The following is a 17,445-nucleotide window of genomic DNA, read 5'->3' on the forward strand; positions in this document are numbered from 1 at the left end:
CTTCTAAAAGCGCCTGGTTGGTCTTAGTAGGCGTACCAGTTGAAGTCAGGGCCGCAAACCAGATTTCTGGTGCCCGGCGTCCCAATCGTCAACGTCTGCGCGGTGTTGCCCTGGTAATCGATCGTCTGCGAAGAAACCGTCTGCAGCGTCACCGCGTTCGCGCTGCTGTCTGACTTGATGATCGTCAATTGCAGCCCGGTCGGAGCCATGTGATCCGGCATCGTCGTGTAGCAACTCGGCAGCGTAATGGTCTGCGCTCCGCTCGACGCATTGGCAATCACATTCCGGTTGGCCGTCGTCAGCGTGAGCGATGCCGATGTGTTGATGATCGTGCTCAGAGCCAGTCCTCCATTCGACCGGATCGTTCCCTGGTACGTCACATTGAAGAATGGACTCACTCCCGAGAAGTGCGCCTGATACGCATCTCCTTCATAGCCCGTGTACATCTGCACCGCATAGGCTGCTTCATTCGCTGCTGCCGAGAGCGGCGTCGCCCACACGCGTGGCACTGTTCCGCTCGGGTCATTGATGTTTGCTCCGCCGCTGGAAAAGCCCGTCGTCACCGCCGGCTCCAGCGCCTGATAGTAGTTGCCGCAGCCCGTCAGGTGATGCACGCTCGAGAAAGTAGGCGGCGTCCCCGAGGAGTTGGCATAGGTAATCCAGTGCGCCGTCGGACTCATCCCCAGGCAGTTCACATCCGAGATCAGCAGGTCATTCGTTACATTCGACGCGACGTATGCAAGATTAGCTGCGGGAAAACTCGTCAAATCAGGCCACTGAATATGACCGCCATTGATCTCCACGCCATCCGCCCCGACATAGAAGCCTGCAATCGCAGGGCTATCTATATAGGTATCTGTCCACACCGACCCGGCCCCGCCCGTGTCATAAATCACATAGTTGGTGGCATACGAAGCATTACTTGCCGAGCCGGAAGTAGCCGTATTGCTACACGGCGCCGAGCTGCAGGTGTAAGGATAGCCAAATCCATGCACCATATAACCCGTGTTGCCTGTGCCCTCGTTGTATACCGATGCGGTCAGCGCGTTTCTGACCAGCACATTTCCCATGTAGCTATCGATGGCCGTCTTCTGCAGATGAATGCCATACGCTGGCCGGCTCGCGGGACTGAAATCCGCGCTGTTATAGCTCACCGTGATATTGCGCATCACAAAGTTCGACTGATGCCCGCTGCTCGTCGATTCTTCTCCCAGCAGAATGCCTTCCGCCGTCGTGTCATTGACAGTGACATTCTCGAGCAGCAATCCACGAAACCATTGCAAGTCAAATCCATGCTGCACATCACGGTTGCCCAGAATATTCAGGTCTTTGAACGTGCATCCCTGCGCCTGGGCCGCATTGCCCTCCTGGAACATCGCATCCGTCAGCGCCGCGCCAGCCACGAGTGTCGTTGCTGCTGTGGTCACATCCGCTGAGGTCGCCGTTCCCGCTGAGCCAATCAGGCTTACGCAAGCTCCGTTTGCGGGCTCCGTCATCGAGGCCATCACGTTGAACTGTCCCGGTCCCAGCCGCACCGTTTGATTATGCCCCGTGTTGGTAGCAGCATTCAGCGCGGCATTCCAGGCGCTGTTCAGCGTGGTGTAAGTGCTGCCATCGACGGTGATTTCTCCGTTGATCGTGCTGGCCGTAATACCACCAGGAAAATTGCCCGTCCCGGTCACACTCAAATTCACAGCGGAATTACTGCTCGGCGACAGCGTAAACCCATTCACCCATGCCGACCCGTTCCAGGTGTCGAACTCAAATCCGCTCCCCATCCCCGTCAGGCTCGGCGAGCCCTTGAAGCAGAATCGGTTTTGAGAGTGCCCACCCTTGGTCGATGGCGTGTCGTAATAGCACCACGAGTTGGCGAATTGCCTCCCAAAAGAATAATTGGAACCAGGATTGGCCCCTGTCACAGGGTCACTGAAGGCATTGACCGTTTTTGTATAGCTTTGCGCCGCGACGGAGTTGCAATAAAGTCCGTTATCCAGATCCTGAAAGTCAACTAAAGGATAGGAGCCATCAGCTTCCTGCACATTGAAAACACTTCTGGAATTGAATTGGCAGCTCAATGCCGAACTGTCGCTCGCTCCAGGAAATCCACCGGCGCTGCTGGGATCCAGGTAGGAGACCGTCGCGCCGTAGCCTCGTGCTTTGAAAAATCCCTTACCATCCTGCTCTGTTCCTCCACCCCATTGCTCATCGTCAAACATGTTGACCGCAGGCCGGATGCCGCTGTAATGAGCGGGAGGGTTCTTCGGTGTAAAGCTCGTGATCTGGTTCGGAATATTCCCCCCAATAAACTCAGAGCAAATATTCTCGCCATTGTCCGTGCAGCCGCTAGACCATCCGCTGCCTGGCGGATCAACCGCTTCAGGGTGATTGCTCGCAAACAAAAGCGTTCCATAAAAACTTCCCGCCTGCGACTCCACCACAAGAGAGCCTGCTGGCCAGGTCGTGCCGGCGGGTGCAGTCGAAGTGCTCAAATTCCGCTGCGAAATCATCATCCCCTGAGAGGTCATCACCGCATACACGTCCTCCCACTGTCCTTGTTGCACCCCAGGATTATTCGCGCAGGGAGCAGTGCTTCCATACGCATAATCCGCACAGGCAATGCGATAGAACCACACGTCTGCTGGAGCGCCCGGAACTCCCACTGTATAGGCATCCCCCAGGTCATTCACGTAATAGGGAAACCATGCAGTGCTTGCGACCGGCACCACCGTGTCGATCCCTGCAGAGCCATTTAAGGTGCCTGTCAGCGTAGTCTGCGGAGGCAGGCCACCTGCAACCATCGAAGAGTCTTCATGGGGCTGTCCGTTGAGCGGGTAGCCTTCCAGGTAAAAGTTGCTGATGCGGCCGCCAAACATGCTTTCCAGGTCAAAGCCCCCTGCATACCAGAGCGCTTTGATGCTGCCACCTGCAAGCACATCGTTGGCCCCCATGATGTGTACGGCTGCATTGCGGTCCGGCAGAATTGTTGGTGTCCAACTCGCTGAGGATACATTGGCGGTCCCATTGGCCATCGAAGCCGCCTGCACTTCAAAGCATTCGCTGCTCGCAGTGCAGCCGCCGCTCGGGTCCGACGTCACATTGCTGATGACATTCGTTGCCGTATACATGCCGTCCAGCACCGTACCGCTGGTCCCCGTCACAGTAAAGTGATGCCCCGGCACAATCGGCGAAGTCGATTGCGTCAATGGAAGAAATCCATTCACGTTACTGATCGAAGTAGCTTTCACATAAAAAGTCGCAGTAGTCCCGTTGGCGCTGGCACTTACCAGCGTGCCGCTCACCCATCCCGGATCCGGATACTTTCCGTTCACGCAATTCGAAACATAGCCGTAACCGGTCCCGAAGCAATATCCGTCTGGTGTTGCTCCCGGCGATGCGATATTCAGCTTCCAGAGATGGTTCTCATTCCCGTCCCAGATCAGCGGCCATCGCACCGCATCAATCTCTATGTCCCGGCCTTCATTGCGTTCATTGTCATAGAGATTGTTCAGACCCCGGCCGCCACCGCCGCTGATGCGAATTCTGTCAAAGGAGTATCCCGCAGCATTCAAGTTCTCGAGTTCGTCTGCGGTATAGTTCTCTTCGTTGGGCGTATTGACCGTCAAGTCAGTGATAGAGCCGCTGCAATCCCAGGCATCCACTTGCTCGGTATAGTTATATATAGTTATGCCATTTTCATTATTGGTGACTGGCTCCAGGATCGTCGCATTCACGCCATCCCCGCGTACGGGAATATCACAAGGTAGCCGGACTGTATCAATTAGCTTGTAATTGCCTTCTGGGATATAGATCTGAGGCAGATTGTGTGTCGTCTGGCCGATGCCTTGCACATAGTCCGCCGCATTCACAATTGCCGACGAAGAATCCGCCGAACCCGTTGGGTCAGCTCGGCCTCCCGCACCAAGCAGCACCAGCGCTCCAGTCGCGCCATTCGTTCCTCCACCTGAAATCGTTGGTGTCTGTGCAGTTGTATAACCGCCCCCCGGGAAGGAGATGTACGCAAATACCTGCCCATTGATGCACATGCCTCTCGCGGTGGCCTGCGACCCATCTGCGGAGTACTGCGGGGGCGGAATCGTAATCGTCGGAGCACCGGTGCAGGCCCCATTCGTCACTGCGATCGCCTTCACCGGCTGTCCCAGCGCAAAGTCCGAATCCAGCACATTCACGCGCGGGCCCTTTTCAATCAGCTCCGGCGTCTGCAGGGTTCCAAGCATTGACCCGCCCGCCAGCGGCACATCGCTGGCAATCATGTTATCGACGTAGCGTTTGGTCGCCGCTTGAGTCGCGGCCGTTGGATCTCCATCCAATGTCAGCGGCCCATTCATCGTGCCGCCCGTAGTCGAGAGAAAGTTCCCCGTGAGCGCCGAGAGAGAACTATCCACATAGCTCTTGCTTACTGTTTGCACGGCGACTGCTGCAGGCTCAATCTGCGCGCGCACTGATCCAATGCTGGCCGAAGACGCAGCCGGAACAACCCAGTACTCCCGATTCACTGTGCCATCACTCAGGTGGTACACGGCCGTGTAGTAAGTTCCAGAAGGGTAGGCGTTCTGGTTCGGAGTAAGAGATACGCTCACAAACCCGTCGCTGCCAATCTGCACACTCGTGGAACCGGCGGCAATGGCCTGGTTGGCCGCGGTCGTGAATGAAGGCCAGCTCACAATCAGGGTTCCGGAGGCTGGGCTTCCATCCGCACGGTAGACCGTACCCTGCACGGTCGTCGTTGTCACCTGGGCCACGCCGGGCAACGGCAGCAACGCCAGTAAAAGAACCACAAGACTCCACGACGCCCACGTCCCAAAAGTACGCATTCTCACCACAACCTCCATCCCGGAGCACTCCTTCTTACCGTGCAGCTCGCCCGCCTGCCGTAAACCCCAGCCTCTATGCGGAGCATACTGCCACTTCGCGCATTTCAAATAAAATCGGAACAAGCCCACAAATCAGTACGCTGCCAATTGCAAATAAAAACGGGACGCACAAGGCGTCCCGTTGAAATGTCATCTATAAGTTCAGAATATCAAGTCAGGAGGAAATTACCGGCACAATCACTTCATTTTTTTTGAACAAATGATTCTCGTCCTGTCTTTTACTACCTGCATCTCTTTTCTCAGCTACAAAATGTCAGGATCAAGCAGCCCCATCTCCAGCAGAATGTTTGTCATCTGATCCAGCGCAAAGGCATACTTTCTTCCCACTGTCCGCTCACTTTGCTGCGTCATCCGCGCCGTCTCCTCATGTGTGTATTCCTGCAGCGCAATGCGCGCAATCATTTCCTTTGACTCTGCATCCAGCCGTTTCAGGCACTTCTCGACATCAAAGATGAAGATGATGCAGTCTTCAAAAGTCCGCAGGCGGTAGCTCGAGGCGCGGCCCCGAAAAACCGTATTGCCCAACAGTGACGGTGTTCTTCCCATCTCCATCGATGCGCGCATGTACCGGCGCAGTAGAGCTTCTGTGCGGCGGCGATAGAAGACACTGCCTCCTAGCGGTGGCGCAGCGGTTTGTGCCGCGCCGCGTGTCCTCTCATATCCACAGGCTCGAACATTAGGCAGAACAGCAGCGGCGCTCATTGCGCACCTCCGCTCATGGCGACTGCGCGCGAGTGTCGCGGACGTCGGCCGCGTGTCCGGGAGGTCGGTTTCGGAAAGTCCTTCAACTTGTTTGCACAATGGGCGCAATAGACGCCCGAATGACCTTGAGTGCGATACCAAAGACTGCCGCACCCTTCACAGACTTTCAGAAATACTCGCAAATACATCATCATCAGGTTCTCCAAAACAAAGCTGTACGGTGCAGAACCGGAAGTCGGGCCCTGCGCGGGAAGAAGAGTTGCCCTTTCACTGCTGCCTGCGAGGGGATGCATGTCAGGTTCAAGGATCTCTCTGCGGTTTTCTGTCGTGGATATAGCGCTGATCTTTGACATCGGTACTCAGGTTGCAAAAGCCAAGTTGCGCAACAATCAAGGGACAAAGGCCGCGCATGAACGCGCGGCTTTTGAGCTTCGTTGACAAATTGGAAAGTGAGCCGACTCTAGAAGTGCTGATACGGTAGGTCAACACGACAAACGTGATTGAGAACAGCGATGATTTGACCGGATACAAATATTACTGCCAAAAGCGCGGAATCTTGCACAATTGAGTTTTCTCCCTGCTAATAAGGCAGCGGCACGGCATCACTGATTGAAAACAATTCACAATGACCTTTTCTCAGCTCCATGAGCGGCTGCGCATAGAGATATGGCGGCGCATTGAACGAGGAGTGGTAACAGGCAAGCTGCTCGCTGTGCAGACAGGGCTTCAACCTTCTCACATCTCCAATTTTCTGCATGGCAAACGCAACCTCAGCCTGCCCGCGCTCGATCGCCTGCTCACCGCGCAGCAGCTCTCCATTCAGGATCTCGTCAATCTTGAAGAGCAGGATGAGTGGTCCGGAGCTTCTTCATCCGGCGAAAGAATTCCAATTGTCTCCGCCTCGGTTGCGATCCATTCGGCTTCGATCGTTCCAGTGGAAGGGCAAACCTATCTCACGCTGCCCGAGGGCGAACTCCAGCGTTTTCCGCCGCGCAACACTCCCGCGCGCCGCAGGTGGGAGCGCTTCGTCGCCCTTCGCGTCACCGCACACCAGGCCTCTCCCATGCAGCCTGTACTCAAGGAGCTTTCATTGGCTGTCATTGACCGGCACTACAACTCGCTCGTTCCGGTGAATCCGCCACTGGCCAACCTCTACGCGGTTCGCCTCGGCAGCAGTCTGGTCTTTCGCTATGTCAGCTTTGAGGGCAGCAGGCTCTTGCTGCGTCCGCGCCTGTTCACCTTCCCCATTGATGCCATTGAGCTGCCTCCACTTGAGAATCCCAGCGATGTGCTCGTTGGCCGCGTCTGCCTCTGTGTCACCGAGGCCTGATCGAGCGCCTCCGCAGAGATTTTGCTAGCATCGACCGTAGAGGATTTCAATTCATGGATCAGTCCACAGCCTCCAACGCTGCCCGCCGCAACGAAGACATCGCTCTCGATCTGCTCAAGTTCGTCGTCACTTCCACCGGTGTCGCGCGCTCAGCTTCCTCCGCGCCCGGCTTTGTAGCCGCCAGCGCCGCCAAGCCTGAAGATCACGTGCAGCAACTGCTCGCTCTCTACTCGCGCTGCCTCCGCGTCGTCGAAGGCAAAGGGGACTCAAACTGAACTTCGCGGTCGTCGGAGCCGGAGCTTTCGGGCGCAATCATTTACGCGTCTATCATGAGTTGCAGGCGGCCACGAGTTCCTCCGCCCGCCCTGTCCGTCTCACAGCCATCGTTGAGGCTCATCCCGACCGCGCTAGCGAACTGCGCGCTTCCTTTGCGGAAGCCGCCCAGCCTCCGCTCATTTTTTCCTCCGCCGAGGAACTCCTCCACGCCCGTGCCGCCGGCCAGGTCGCCGTGGACGCAGCATCCGTCTGCGTCCCCACCTCGGCTCATTATGAGGTGGCCGCTGCCCTGCTTGAAGCCGGAATTGATCTGCTCGTCGAGAAGCCCATCGCAGCCACGCTCTCGCAGGCCGATCAACTGATCGCCCTCGCGCAAAAGCAGGGCCGCATCCTTCAGGTCGGTCATCTGGAGCGCTTCAATCCCGCCATCCTCGCCGCCGAGGCCATTCGCAACGCCCCCATGTTTTTTGAGGCGCACCGCCTCAGCCTCTTCAGCCCGCGCTCTCTCGATGTCGATGTCGTCCTTGATCTCATGGTGCATGATCTTGACATTGTTCTGGCACTCGCCGGCTCGCCTGTCCATTCCGTGCATGCCGTCGGCCTGCCCATCGTCTCGCCCAAGGTTGATATCGCCAACGTGCGCCTTGAGTTTGAGTCAGGCTGCGTCGCCAACTTCACCGCCAGCCGCGTCAGCACCGAGCGCGTGCGCAAGCTCCGCTTCTTTCAGCCTCATCAGTATGTGTCGATTGATTACGCCCGCAAAGATCTCTTGATTATCGATGTCGAGCCCGAGGCCTTTGCCGCTGCGGCGGACCTCAGCGCTCTTCTGTCGCAGCCGCCGGCCGGCTCGCCGCTACCTCCTGGGCTCAAGCTGCACAAGCCGCAGCTACGCGATGGTGAGCCCCTGCGCCTTGAGATCGAGTCCTTTGTTCAATGCGTAGAAACCCGCCAGCCGCCGCGAGTCAGCGGCCGCGACGGACGCGAAGCCCTGGCTCTCGCGCTCACCATCAATGAAAAGATTGCCGAGCACGCTCGCAAGACAGGCCTGAGCCGCATCGCTCCAGCCCGTTAGCGGCCCGCTGGTTCAGCAGCGGTAGCCGCGCTCCGCCGCCACCGCCGCGCCCACCACTGTGCGGGTGCGCTCCTCCGGCAAAACCTCTACCGTATAGTTCTGCAGCGGACTCATCTTCACCATCTCATAGAGATACTGGCGCAGCAGCCCCAGGTCGAGGCGCTGAATATCCCGGCCCGTATAGTAAAAGCGTCCGGGCCCCTCGAGGTGAATCTGCGAGGCCGTCGCCGCCGCCAGCGCGCGATGCCACAGGTCCACGAAGTCGGCGCAGCGTTTGTCGCCCTGCTTGGCCGCCGCAAATACCTCTTCCGGCTCCATGTCCAGAAAGCGCAGCCGCATGGCACGGTTGCCCATGATGCCTTCCAGGTGTCCCTTGCCGCCGCATCCGCAGTAGCGCTCCTTCGGGTCGAGCGTGACCACCATGTGGCCGCCCTCCCAGGCGCCTTCCGTGTAGGGATATCGCCCAAAGCCAATCCCGTTCCCGATCGTCCACACCCGCAACAGCCGGTCAAACTCCTGCCGGGTCGCGGCCACGCCGGCCGCCACGGCATCCGCGTCGTTGCACAGGCTTACGGGATAATTCAGCCCCCGCTCTTTCAGCTCCGAGCTCACATCGTTGCAAACATGAGTGCCTTTCAGCTGCGGCAGGTTCGGCGAGTCTTCCAGAACCCCTTTGATCACAATGCCCGGAACCGCCACGCCTACGGCGGTAATCTCTGTGCCAGCCGGAGCCAGTTCAGAAACAGCATCGCAGATCAGGTGGCAAAGCTCTTCCTTCGGAATCTCGATCAGGCCATTCTGATCCAGGTTCTTCGGGAACTCCTGCAGGCTTCCAACCAGTTGATGATCCTCCACCAGTCCGGCCGTGACCCGGTCGCTCAACACCACACCAATCGACTTCGCCATAATCCTGTGCCCTCTTATCTGTGCTGCTTATCCCGCGTGCTCACTCAAAGCGACGTCAGCTCTCAAATCGCGCCAGGCGATTGATGCCGTTAAAGGCCGCCGCTTTGTAGCATTCTGCCAACGTAGGATAGTTAAATACGGTATCGATGAAGTAGTCTACTTTTCCGCCCAGAGCCATCACCGCCTGCCCGATGTGTACCAGCTCCGAGGCCCCTTCGCCGATGATGTGAACGCCCAGAATCTCCCGGTTCTCCCGGTGAAAAATAATCTTCAGTCGGCCCGTTGTATCCCCGCGAATCTGTCCGCGCGCAATCTCGCGGTAATACGCGACGCCCACCTCGTACGGCACATCTTCTTCCGTCAATTGCTCCTCGGTCTTGCCGATGAACGAAATTTCCGGAATCGTATAAATGCCATACGGATAAAAGCTCGGGTTCGACTGCATCAGTTCGTTGCCATAGGCGCGTTCCACTGCGATGCGGCCCTGCTCCATGGACACCGAAGCCAGGCTCGGGAACCCGATCACATCGCCCACTGCATAAATGTGCGGCACCTTGGTCCTGAAGTCCTTGTCCACCGGAATACGCCCGCGCTTGTCCGCCTCGATGCCCGCCGCCGCCAGGTTCAGCTCGTCCACATTCCCCTGCCGTCCCACGGAGTAGAGCAGCGCATCCCCGGAGATGCGCTTCTTGCTCTCCAGGTTCGCCACCACCGTGCCATCCGGCAGCTCTTCCACGCTTTCCACCTCTTCATTCAGCCGCATCGTCACGCGGCTATCGCGCAGGTGATAGCTCAGCGCTTCCACAATCTCCTGATCGGCAAACTCCAGCAGCCGAGGCCGCTTTTCCACCAGCGTCACGCGCACGCCCAGCGTCGCGAACATGCAGGTGTACTCCACGCCAATCACGCCGCCGCCCACCACAATCATCGTGCGGGGCAGATCGCTCAACTCCAGCACCTGGTCGCTGTTGACGATCGTTTTCCCGTTGATTGGAACCTTCGGCGTGCTGGCCGGCTTGGTCCCCACAGCGATCACGATATTGTCCGCTTCATAGGTCGTGGCCCCACGCGGCCCATCCACGCGCACCTGGTTCGGAGACTCAAAGCTCGCCACCCCGTGAATCACGTCCACCATGTTCCGCGACAGTTGCGCCTCGGTCACATCAATTTCCGTCTTGATCACGTGCTGCACGCGAAAGGCGAGATCCGACATCGTGATCTTTTCCTTTACGCGATAATTCATCCCGTAAATCGACCGGTAGCTGTAGCCGGAGAGATGCAGTACCGCCTCCCGCATCGTCTTGCTCGGGATCGTGCCGGTGTTGATGCAGACGCCGCCCACCACGCTGCGCATCTCCACCAGCGCCACGCGCTTGCCTTTCTTCACCGCGGAAACCGCAGCCCGCTGCCCCGAAGGACCGGAACCAATTACCAGAAGATCGTATTTCGCCATAATTTTTGTCGCATCCGCGCCCATCTTATCGCTCGAAGCCTTGGGGCCCGGTAAAAGACTTCAAAGTTTCTCTACCAGTTTCTCATTACGGAACGCATACTCAGGCTAGATGCTCCATTGCGCCATTACAGAACGCGCTCTTTTTCCCGGCAATGAGTTCCAGCGGCTCTCCCAACTCCTCGAACAGGTCCGCGAACTCGCCTGCACCGGCCTCGCCTATCTCCAGATTCGCGAGAAAGATCTCCCCGCGAGCGATCTCGAATCGCTGGCCGCCTCCATCTGCGGGCTCGTGCGGCAGCAGGGCTCGTCCATGCGCGTGCTCCTCAACGGCCCTGCGGAAATCGCCCTTCGCACCGGCTGCCACGGCGTTCATCTGCCCGGCCATGCCTCCCCTGAGGCCGCCGCGCAGGCGCGCAGGCTCTATGCGCAGGCCGGCCGCACGGCGATCCTCAGCGCCGCCTGCCACACCATTGCAGACGTGGAACAGCGGAGCAATTACGCCGATCTTCTGGTCTTTGCTCCTGTTTTTGAAAAAGTGTTGCCTGATCGCGCTCTGCCTGGCCTCGGGCTTGAGGCTCTCGCCTCGGCGGTCCGCGCGGCCCAGGGCAAGCCTGTGCTCGCGCTGGGAGGCGTCACGGCCGCCAATGCCCCTCTTTGCATCGAGGCCGGCGCGGCGGGCATCGCCGCCATCCGCCTCTTCATGACCCAGGACTGGAAGACCCTGCTCTCGCCTCCAGAAGCCTGCCAGGCGCCCGCCGTCCCCGGCAGATAGCCCTAGGCGCCACCCCCGCGTTTACGCTCTGCTGCAGGGGCTATTGCTACCGCTTCCGGTGCCGTTTCTTTGCCGGGTTTAGCGGCTCGTCAATCACATTCGTCCGCTGCGAATTCACGCACAGCCACCGCCCATGCGTCTGCACATAAATGTGCGTGAAAATCCCATTTTCCTGGCGCGGATCCCCATTCACGGCAATCTTGATCTGGTAGGTGCCGCTCACAATCGCCACATCGCCAAAGATGCGCACGCTGGCCACCTTTTGCTCCATGCTGAAGGGGCGGCTCGCATTCTTCTGAAACCGGAACGCCAGAAACTCGTCCCGCGTCTGCACGTCCCCTGCCGCGCTGATGTCTTCAAAGTAGGGCGACAGCAGCAGCTCCATCCCGTATTGGTCGGCTCTTACCAGCGCCGTGCTCCAGCTGTCTTCGAGCGACTGAAAGGTCTTGATCGCTTCCGGCTTCGGCTGCCCGGCTACAAGACCGGCCGCCGCCTGCTCCTGCGCCTGCAACACCGGCGTCTGAGCGCACAAAACCATCGCCGCGCCCAGCAGCGCAGCGGCACACTTGCCTTGAAATTTCATTGTGAGAGCACCTGTTCTTTGAGGATTGCCGCCATGCTGACGCCGCTACGTCCTGATGTTCACTAATTCCGGGCCCTGGCCCGGCGACGTCGAAGAGGTCTGCGGAGCGCGCCAGTGATCGATATACGAAATCTGGTGAACACAACTGATCGTGCAGTTCGGCGCGCAGGTCTTTTCCGTCAAAAACTCCCGCCGCACATCGGCCCGCGTGTACTCGGCCAGCGGAACCCCCGGAAAACCGCGCTGCTGCGAGCAATAATGCACCAGCCCGTCTTCGCAGACGTAGAGGTAGCGCGAGCCGGCCCGGCAGCGCCAGTCATTCGGCTGTCCGTTGGCAATCGCTTCCTGAAACTGGTTAAAGCGCGAATAGTTCTTCTTCTTCCAGCTCCGCATCTCGGTCCACACCGTGCGCTCGGCGTCGCCCAGCGGCTTCAGTTGGCCATCTCCGTCGTGAATAATCCCGATCGTCGAGGTAAAGCCCAGCTCCACCGCGCGGCGGCCAATGGTCAGCGCATCCTGAGGATCCTTGATGCCCCCGCCCACCACCGAGTTGATGTTCACGTGAAACTCGGCGTACTCCGACAGATTCTGCAGCTTCTTGTCCAGCACCTTCAGGCTCTTCTTTGAGACCTCATCCGGCTGCACGTTATCAATTGAAATCTGCAGATGGTCCAGCCCCGCCTTGTTCAGCCGCACAATTCGCTCCGGAACAAGGTAGTAGCCATTCGTGATCATCCCGGCGATCCGGCCATGATGGCGGATGCGCGCAATGATCTGGTCCAGTTCCGGATGTAGCGTTGGCTCGCCGCCCGAGATCGTAATGATGCTGGTACCCAGCCTCGCCAGATGGTCAATGCGGCGCAGCATCTCTTCCAGCGGCACCGGCTTTGACACATCGTCATACTCGTTGCAATACGCGCAGGAGAGGTTGCACCGTCTCATCGGCACAATCTGCGCCATTACAGGGTGCCCGGTCGAAGCCAGGGCGTGTCCCACCACCGCCAGTTCGCGCAGCTTTCTCGATGCGGCTTTGGCCCGGCGAACTGCAGGATTGGGTTTTGCGACTTCAGGCATGCTACCTCTATTCAATCACAGACACATCCGCTATTGAGATGAGTCCGCATGCCCCCGAGATTTGCCATCCAGCCATTCGCTTCCCCATGCCATTCCCCGGGAATGCCCGGGCAATTCACAGCCCAGCCGCTCAGTTCCACACCTGCGCCGGCAAGCCGCCGGCTTCCGGGCACGGCTCGGCCCGTTCCACCAGCACCGGCTGCATCCGTTCGAGCGCCAGCACGGCCTGCTCCAACTCGGGCGCGACCTCCCGCATCTCGGCCAGCACCGCCGCCGGAACCTCCAGAGACGGCCCGCTGTCCCAGGGCATCGGCCGCAGCGCACTCTGGTGCGCCTGCCCGCCCGGCGTATAGCGAATCGTCCGCACCCGGTGATTGCGCAGGATTCTCAACTCCACCGGCTTGCCCTGGTTCTGCGATACCACCATCAGCCACGCCTGCAGTGACGCCGCCGGCAGCCCGTTGGCGGCCGTAATCACGTCCCCCGCCTTCAGCCCCGCCGCCGCCGCCGGACTATTCGGTTCCACATCCCGCACCAGAAGCCCCATGCCCTTCGGCGCGCCAAAAAACTGCGCCAGTTGCCGGCTCAGCGGCTCCACATCCAGCCCGTCGCTGCCCAGCATGGCAAACTCGTGCAGATTCACATTCGGCCCAAAGTCCTTCGGAAAAGGCATGGGAATCGCATCCGGCCGCGCCGGAAACTCATCCACCACAAACGAGCCCTCCGGCCACGCATCCTCGGCCACCTGCGCGCGGCTGGCCAGTTGCACCGGCACGTCCAGCACTTTTCCATCCCGCGAAATGCGCAACTGGACGGTCTGCCCCGCTGTGGTGCCCTGCAATATCTGCCGCAGTTGCGCCTCGCTCGATACCGGATGCCCGTTTACCGCCAGAATCACGTCATGCACGCACAGGCCCACCTTGCCGGCTGGCGCGTCATGGTCCACATTCACGATCTCGGTGCCCCGCGCGGACGTCAGCTTGAGCGCCCCGGCCATCTGCCGGTCCACCGCGCGCACGTTCACACCCAGGTAGCCCGGCGGTGCGCCCGCGGCGCTTCCATTGTTCTGGGGGGGCGTGTTCTGGGGGTGCGCGGCGGCCAGCGCCCAGCAGGAGAAACCTCCTGCCATCAGGCAGCCACAGGTGGCTGCCAGCATGCGTCGCGCAATTGATTTCATCGCCTTTCTCATCGGCTCATCCGTTCTGAAAGACGAGGCAGGCAGGCAAATGTCACCGGGGAAACCTCTGCCCTACTGTATCTGAGGTTCCTGCTCCAGCAGTTGCTCTGAAACATCCCGGATGCGCGGATTCTCGTCTTCCATCGACACCGTCTGCAGTACCTGCCGTACGCTCGAGTCCGCTTCCACCGGAGCCAGCAGTTGCATCGCCTGAATGCGCACCACCGGGTCCGCGTCATGCAGCAGCGTCTCCAGCACGGCGTTGCGTACCTGCGTGTCGCCGGCCACATACGGCTCCAGTCCGGCCAGCGCGTTCATCCGCACTCCAGGATCATGGTCGTAGCGCAGCGCTTCCATCAGAGCCCGCCGGATCGCGCCTTCCTTGCAGTGGCCCATCTCGCACTGGCGCGCCAGCAGGTCGACCGAGTCATCGCGCACCATCGGGTTCTGCGGGCTCTCCACGCCCAGCAGCAGCAGCCGCCGGATGTCCGGATCGTCGATCGAGCCTTCCACCGACTCCGGGACCAGCCTGTTAAATCTCACTTCCACTTCATCCGAGTTGGGATTGTGCAGAATCTGGCTCACATTGGCAATCTGCGCCCGCGCCGGATCGATGCCACGCGCATCCTCCGTCTCGCTCGCATCCGTCACCTGCGCCGCGGCGGGCACACTCTTCACGCTTTGAATGGGCAGCGACCGCAAAATCATTCGAGCCTGCTGCTCGCGCAGCTTATGAGCGCCCAGCCGGTAGCCACCATAGCCGCCCGCGGCCAGCCCGGCCACCAGCAGCGCCGAGGCCATTACGGGCACACTGCCCAGCCTCATCGCATCCAGCCGGATGCGCCGCCCGGCGCGAACCCACCAGTGGTCTTCCGGCACCGCATCCAGAGCCTCTTCCAAGCCCAGCCGCGCGCGCGCCATCAGGTTGGCCGAGGGCTCTTCCAGCGGATGCAACAGCATCGCCTTGCGCAGCCCATCCACCGCTTCATACTCCTCGCGGCAGGCTTCGCAGGCCACCAGGTGCTGCGTCAGCAGATGGCGTTCCTCATCCGGAAGCTCCCCATAAACAGCCAGGGAAATGCTTTGTTGGGCCTGTTCACAGGTCATAGGCACTCTTGAGTGCGGCTGGAATCAGCGAGCGCCAGCCAGGTTTGCGCGCAATTTCTTCGTCGCCCGAAAGAGCGTGTTCTTGGCCGTCTCTTCGGTCGTATTCAGCATCTCGCCAATCGTACGAAGCCGCAGCCCCTGGAAATGCTTCAGCTCAAATACCATGCGTTCGCGTGGGGTCAGCTTCTCAAGCGCCGCCCGAATCTGGCGGCTGAGCACCTTCCGCTCCAGCTCCCGGTCAGGATTTGCGCTTGCCCGGTCATCCGAGACGTTCACCAGCATGTCCATCTCGCCGCCGGTCGCGTCAATCATCACCGCCTGTTCCTCCCGCCGCGACTTGCGCCGCCGCATCAGGTCCAGGCACAGGTTGGTCACAATCCGGTAGATCCAGGTGTAAAAAGAGCACTCAAACCGGAAGTTCCCAAGCGAACGGTACGCCTTCAGGAAGGCTTCCTGGTGAATGTCCTGGGCGTCCTGCTCCGATCCGGTCAGGTGCAGCGCCAGCCGCAACACTGCCTGGTCGTGCTGCCGCACCAGGGCATCAAACGCCGTCCGCGATCCGGCCTGCGCCGCGCGAATCAGATCGGTTTCCGAAGCAGAAGCATCCGAGGAGCTGGCCCTGTGCCTTGGCGAAGCAAGAACAGGCTCCCGGGAAAGAATGCTAAGAGCATCTGACATAGGCCCTATGTCTCCACGAAAAGTAGACGCAGGGCGGCCCGGAAGGTGAGCCATCCGTTTTGATTCCGACGCGGTCGAGCGGTCATTCATAGCGCAAAACCTTGTTCCCTACGACTATACGCGCCACGGCCAGCGCCGGTCATGCTCCGCAGGCCGGGGAACCGCTATCTTTCGGCTACCCCTCGTTTGCCCCTCGGATGCCCCGGGTCCGTGTGTTCGGCCCCAGGCCTCTCCCCCGCTACACAGTCACGCTGTCAAACAGCGCGACGGTATCGTCCTCAAACGACACCGTGAAGTAGTCAAACGTCAGATCCTTCTCATCCACGGTGATGCGCAGAAAACCCGGCTCCTCTTCCTGAAAGCTCTCCAGTTGCACATCCGCATGCGTGGTCTGGTACGGAAGCTGCACATCCGTCAGCTCCTTCTGCAGCTTGTGCAGGCTGCGCGCCGTGTTGGCATACCCGCCGGCCCCGGACACGATGTAAGGAATCTGCTTGCCCTTGAGCGTGCGCGTAAACCGCTGATAATTATGCACATGCCCTGACAGCACTGCATCCGGCAACCGCCCAGTAGACTGAATCGCACGGTCCAGCGCCAGCAGAATGTCCGGCGTGCCGCCATGCGCGCTGTCGAGCGAATACGGCGGGTGATGCACCGTCACCACCAGCTTCGCGTCCCTGGGCGCGGCCGCCATCTGCGCTTCCAGATAGGCCTGCTGGTCGTTTCTGCCGCGCGCATCCAGGCTGCCTTCCACATTCGAGTACAGCCCCACCATCGTCACGAAGGGAGCCTGCAGGGTCCAGTAGCAATACGGCTGCGTCATCGACATCCGGTAGGGCGTCACATGCTCCGGCTGCGCGGCGCAGAAGTTGTTGAAGAACCCATACAGCGACGGCTCCCCATCGGGCGCATCGCCCCGCCGCACCTGCGTGTCCCCGTCATGGTTGCCGGGAATCGCAAAAATCAGCGCCGGATAGTACTGGTACGGCTCATAAAACTCCTGCTTGTAGAGCGTTTGCTGGCCGTTGAAATAGATCACGTCGCCCAGCACATAGTGAAAGCGCGGCACATCCTCCGGCGCGGCCGCCTTGATCTGCTCCTCCATCGCCGTCGCAATCGACTCTTCGGTCGCCGTGCCATAGATGCCGCCGATATCGCCGACGCAGTGAAAGACCAGCTTGCCGGCCTCGCGCGCCGCCTTGGCCGCCGCCGGATCAAAAATATCGAGCGACGCCGCCAACTGGTTCGGCGCCGGGTTGGGAATCGGAATGAAGCGCGTGTATTCCTTCAGCGTGGCGACCGGATCGCCGACGGCGCGGCGTGGCTTGCCCACGGCCTTGTGGCGGGTGAGATGAGGGGCGATGACATGCGTGTGCAACATGGGGGAGTTCCTCCTGTGCACCGAACTCTAGCCCTCTTTTTC

General features: G+C 59.8%; 14 protein-coding genes. 4 read left to right on the top strand and 10 right to left on the bottom strand.

Features of this window, described 5'->3' with window-relative positions; genetic code table 11:
- Positions 1-23: 23 nt before the first annotated feature.
- Positions 24-4,832 (bottom strand): hypothetical protein, encoded by a 4,809-nt coding sequence (locus tag ACP_RS11300; RefSeq protein WP_148215130.1) that lies wholly within the window; start codon positions 4,830-4,832, stop codon positions 24-26.
- A gap of 303 nt (positions 4,833-5,135) precedes the next feature.
- Entirely contained in the window at positions 5,136-5,594 is a 459-nt protein-coding gene (locus ACP_RS17770) for a sigma factor-like helix-turn-helix DNA-binding protein (protein ID WP_083770589.1), read from the bottom strand.
- A gap of 625 nt (positions 5,595-6,219) precedes the next feature.
- On the opposite strand from ACP_RS17770, the gene ACP_RS11310 reads away from it, so the two are divergent.
- From ACP_RS11310 to ACP_RS11320, 3 genes are read left to right on the top strand one after another with little or no spacing between them, the layout of a single operon-like run.
- Positions 6,220-6,924 (top strand): helix-turn-helix domain-containing protein, encoded by a 705-nt coding sequence (locus ACP_RS11310; RefSeq protein WP_041839517.1) that lies wholly within the window; start codon positions 6,220-6,222, stop codon positions 6,922-6,924.
- A gap of 53 nt (positions 6,925-6,977) precedes the next feature.
- On the top strand, positions 6,978-7,199 hold the full coding sequence (locus tag ACP_RS11315; protein WP_015897464.1) for a hypothetical protein: 222 nt from the start codon (positions 6,978-6,980) through the stop codon (positions 7,197-7,199).
- Positions 7,196-8,272, top strand: a complete 1,077-nt coding sequence (locus ACP_RS11320; protein WP_041839518.1) for a Gfo/Idh/MocA family protein — start codon at positions 7,196-7,198, stop codon at positions 8,270-8,272. Before ACP_RS11315 ends, ACP_RS11320 begins: the two co-directional genes overlap by 4 nt.
- Positions 8,273-8,284: 12 nt before the next feature.
- Here the strand turns inward: ACP_RS11320 and ACP_RS11325 are convergent, their stop codons facing one another.
- The gene (locus ACP_RS11325) at positions 8,285-9,178 is read right to left on the bottom strand and encodes an ROK family protein (protein ID WP_015897466.1); all 894 of its coding nucleotides are present in this window, start codon (positions 9,176-9,178) and stop codon (positions 8,285-8,287) included.
- Between the two features lie 55 nt (positions 9,179-9,233).
- The gene (gene sthA, locus ACP_RS11330) at positions 9,234-10,631 is read right to left on the bottom strand and encodes a Si-specific NAD(P)(+) transhydrogenase (RefSeq protein WP_015897467.1); all 1,398 of its coding nucleotides are present in this window, start codon (positions 10,629-10,631) and stop codon (positions 9,234-9,236) included.
- A 109-nt stretch (positions 10,632-10,740) separates the two neighbouring features.
- Here sthA and ACP_RS11335 point away from each other — a divergent pair, with 109 nt between their 5' ends.
- A complete protein-coding gene (locus ACP_RS11335; RefSeq protein ID WP_015897468.1) occupies positions 10,741-11,403 on the top strand; it encodes a thiamine phosphate synthase in 663 nt (220 codons plus the stop codon).
- 46 nt (positions 11,404-11,449) lie between these two features.
- On the opposite strand, the gene ACP_RS11340 is transcribed toward ACP_RS11335, so the two are convergent.
- The 6 genes from ACP_RS11340 to ACP_RS17420 all read right to left on the bottom strand — a co-directional run bounded on the left by ACP_RS11340 (position 11,450) and on the right by ACP_RS17420 (position 17,403).
- The gene (locus ACP_RS11340) at positions 11,450-11,986 is read right to left on the bottom strand and encodes a nuclear transport factor 2 family protein (protein WP_015897469.1); all 537 of its coding nucleotides are present in this window, start codon (positions 11,984-11,986) and stop codon (positions 11,450-11,452) included.
- A 45-nt stretch (positions 11,987-12,031) separates the two neighbouring features.
- Entirely contained in the window at positions 12,032-13,060 is a 1,029-nt protein-coding gene (locus ACP_RS11345; protein WP_052294791.1) for a radical SAM protein, read from the bottom strand.
- A gap of 130 nt (positions 13,061-13,190) precedes the next feature.
- Positions 13,191-14,237 (bottom strand): PDZ domain-containing protein, encoded by a 1,047-nt coding sequence (locus ACP_RS11350; RefSeq protein ID WP_041839519.1) that lies wholly within the window; start codon positions 14,235-14,237, stop codon positions 13,191-13,193.
- Between the two features lie 72 nt (positions 14,238-14,309).
- The gene (locus tag ACP_RS11355; protein WP_041839520.1) at positions 14,310-15,344 is read right to left on the bottom strand and encodes a HEAT repeat domain-containing protein; all 1,035 of its coding nucleotides are present in this window, start codon (positions 15,342-15,344) and stop codon (positions 14,310-14,312) included.
- Positions 15,345-15,368: 24 nt separating this feature from the next.
- Positions 15,369-16,022, bottom strand: coding sequence for an RNA polymerase sigma factor (locus ACP_RS11360; protein ID WP_015897473.1), 654 nt, complete (start codon positions 16,020-16,022; stop codon positions 15,369-15,371).
- A 238-nt stretch (positions 16,023-16,260) separates the two neighbouring features.
- Positions 16,261-17,403: a metallophosphoesterase gene (locus ACP_RS17420; protein ID WP_015897474.1), complete on the bottom strand. Its 1,143-nt coding sequence runs from the start codon at positions 17,401-17,403 to the stop codon at positions 16,261-16,263.
- Positions 17,404-17,445: the final 42 nt, after the last annotated feature.

This window comes from Acidobacterium capsulatum ATCC 51196 (assembly GCF_000022565.1).
Classification (GTDB): domain Bacteria; phylum Acidobacteriota; class Terriglobia; order Terriglobales; family Acidobacteriaceae; genus Acidobacterium; species Acidobacterium capsulatum.

Coding starts and splice junctions, on each gene's coding strand:
- ACP_RS11300 (WP_148215130.1), bottom strand. CDS start 4,832: ATGCGTACTTTTGGGACGTGGGCGTCGTGGAGTCTTGTGGTTCTTTTA.
- ACP_RS17770 (WP_083770589.1), bottom strand. CDS start 5,594: ATGAGCGCCGCTGCTGTTCTGCCTAATGTTCGAGCCTGTGGATATGAG.
- ACP_RS11310 (WP_041839517.1), top strand. CDS start 6,220: ATGACCTTTTCTCAGCTCCATGAGCGGCTGCGCATAGAGATATGGCGG.
- ACP_RS11315 (WP_015897464.1), top strand. CDS start 6,978: ATGGATCAGTCCACAGCCTCCAACGCTGCCCGCCGCAACGAAGACATC.
- ACP_RS11325 (WP_015897466.1), bottom strand. CDS start 9,178: ATGGCGAAGTCGATTGGTGTGGTGTTGAGCGACCGGGTCACGGCCGGA.
- sthA (WP_015897467.1), bottom strand. CDS start 10,631: ATGGCGAAATACGATCTTCTGGTAATTGGTTCCGGTCCTTCGGGGCAG.
- ACP_RS11335 (WP_015897468.1), top strand. CDS start 10,741: ATGCTCCATTGCGCCATTACAGAACGCGCTCTTTTTCCCGGCAATGAG.
- ACP_RS11340 (WP_015897469.1), bottom strand. CDS start 11,986: ATGAAATTTCAAGGCAAGTGTGCCGCTGCGCTGCTGGGCGCGGCGATG.
- ACP_RS11345 (WP_052294791.1), bottom strand. CDS start 13,060: ATGCCTGAAGTCGCAAAACCCAATCCTGCAGTTCGCCGGGCCAAAGCC.
- ACP_RS11350 (WP_041839519.1), bottom strand. CDS start 14,237: ATGAAATCAATTGCGCGACGCATGCTGGCAGCCACCTGTGGCTGCCTG.
- ACP_RS11355 (WP_041839520.1), bottom strand. CDS start 15,344: ATGACCTGTGAACAGGCCCAACAAAGCATTTCCCTGGCTGTTTATGGG.
- ACP_RS11360 (WP_015897473.1), bottom strand. CDS start 16,022: ATGTCAGATGCTCTTAGCATTCTTTCCCGGGAGCCTGTTCTTGCTTCG.
- ACP_RS17420 (WP_015897474.1), bottom strand. CDS start 17,403: ATGTTGCACACGCATGTCATCGCCCCTCATCTCACCCGCCACAAGGCC.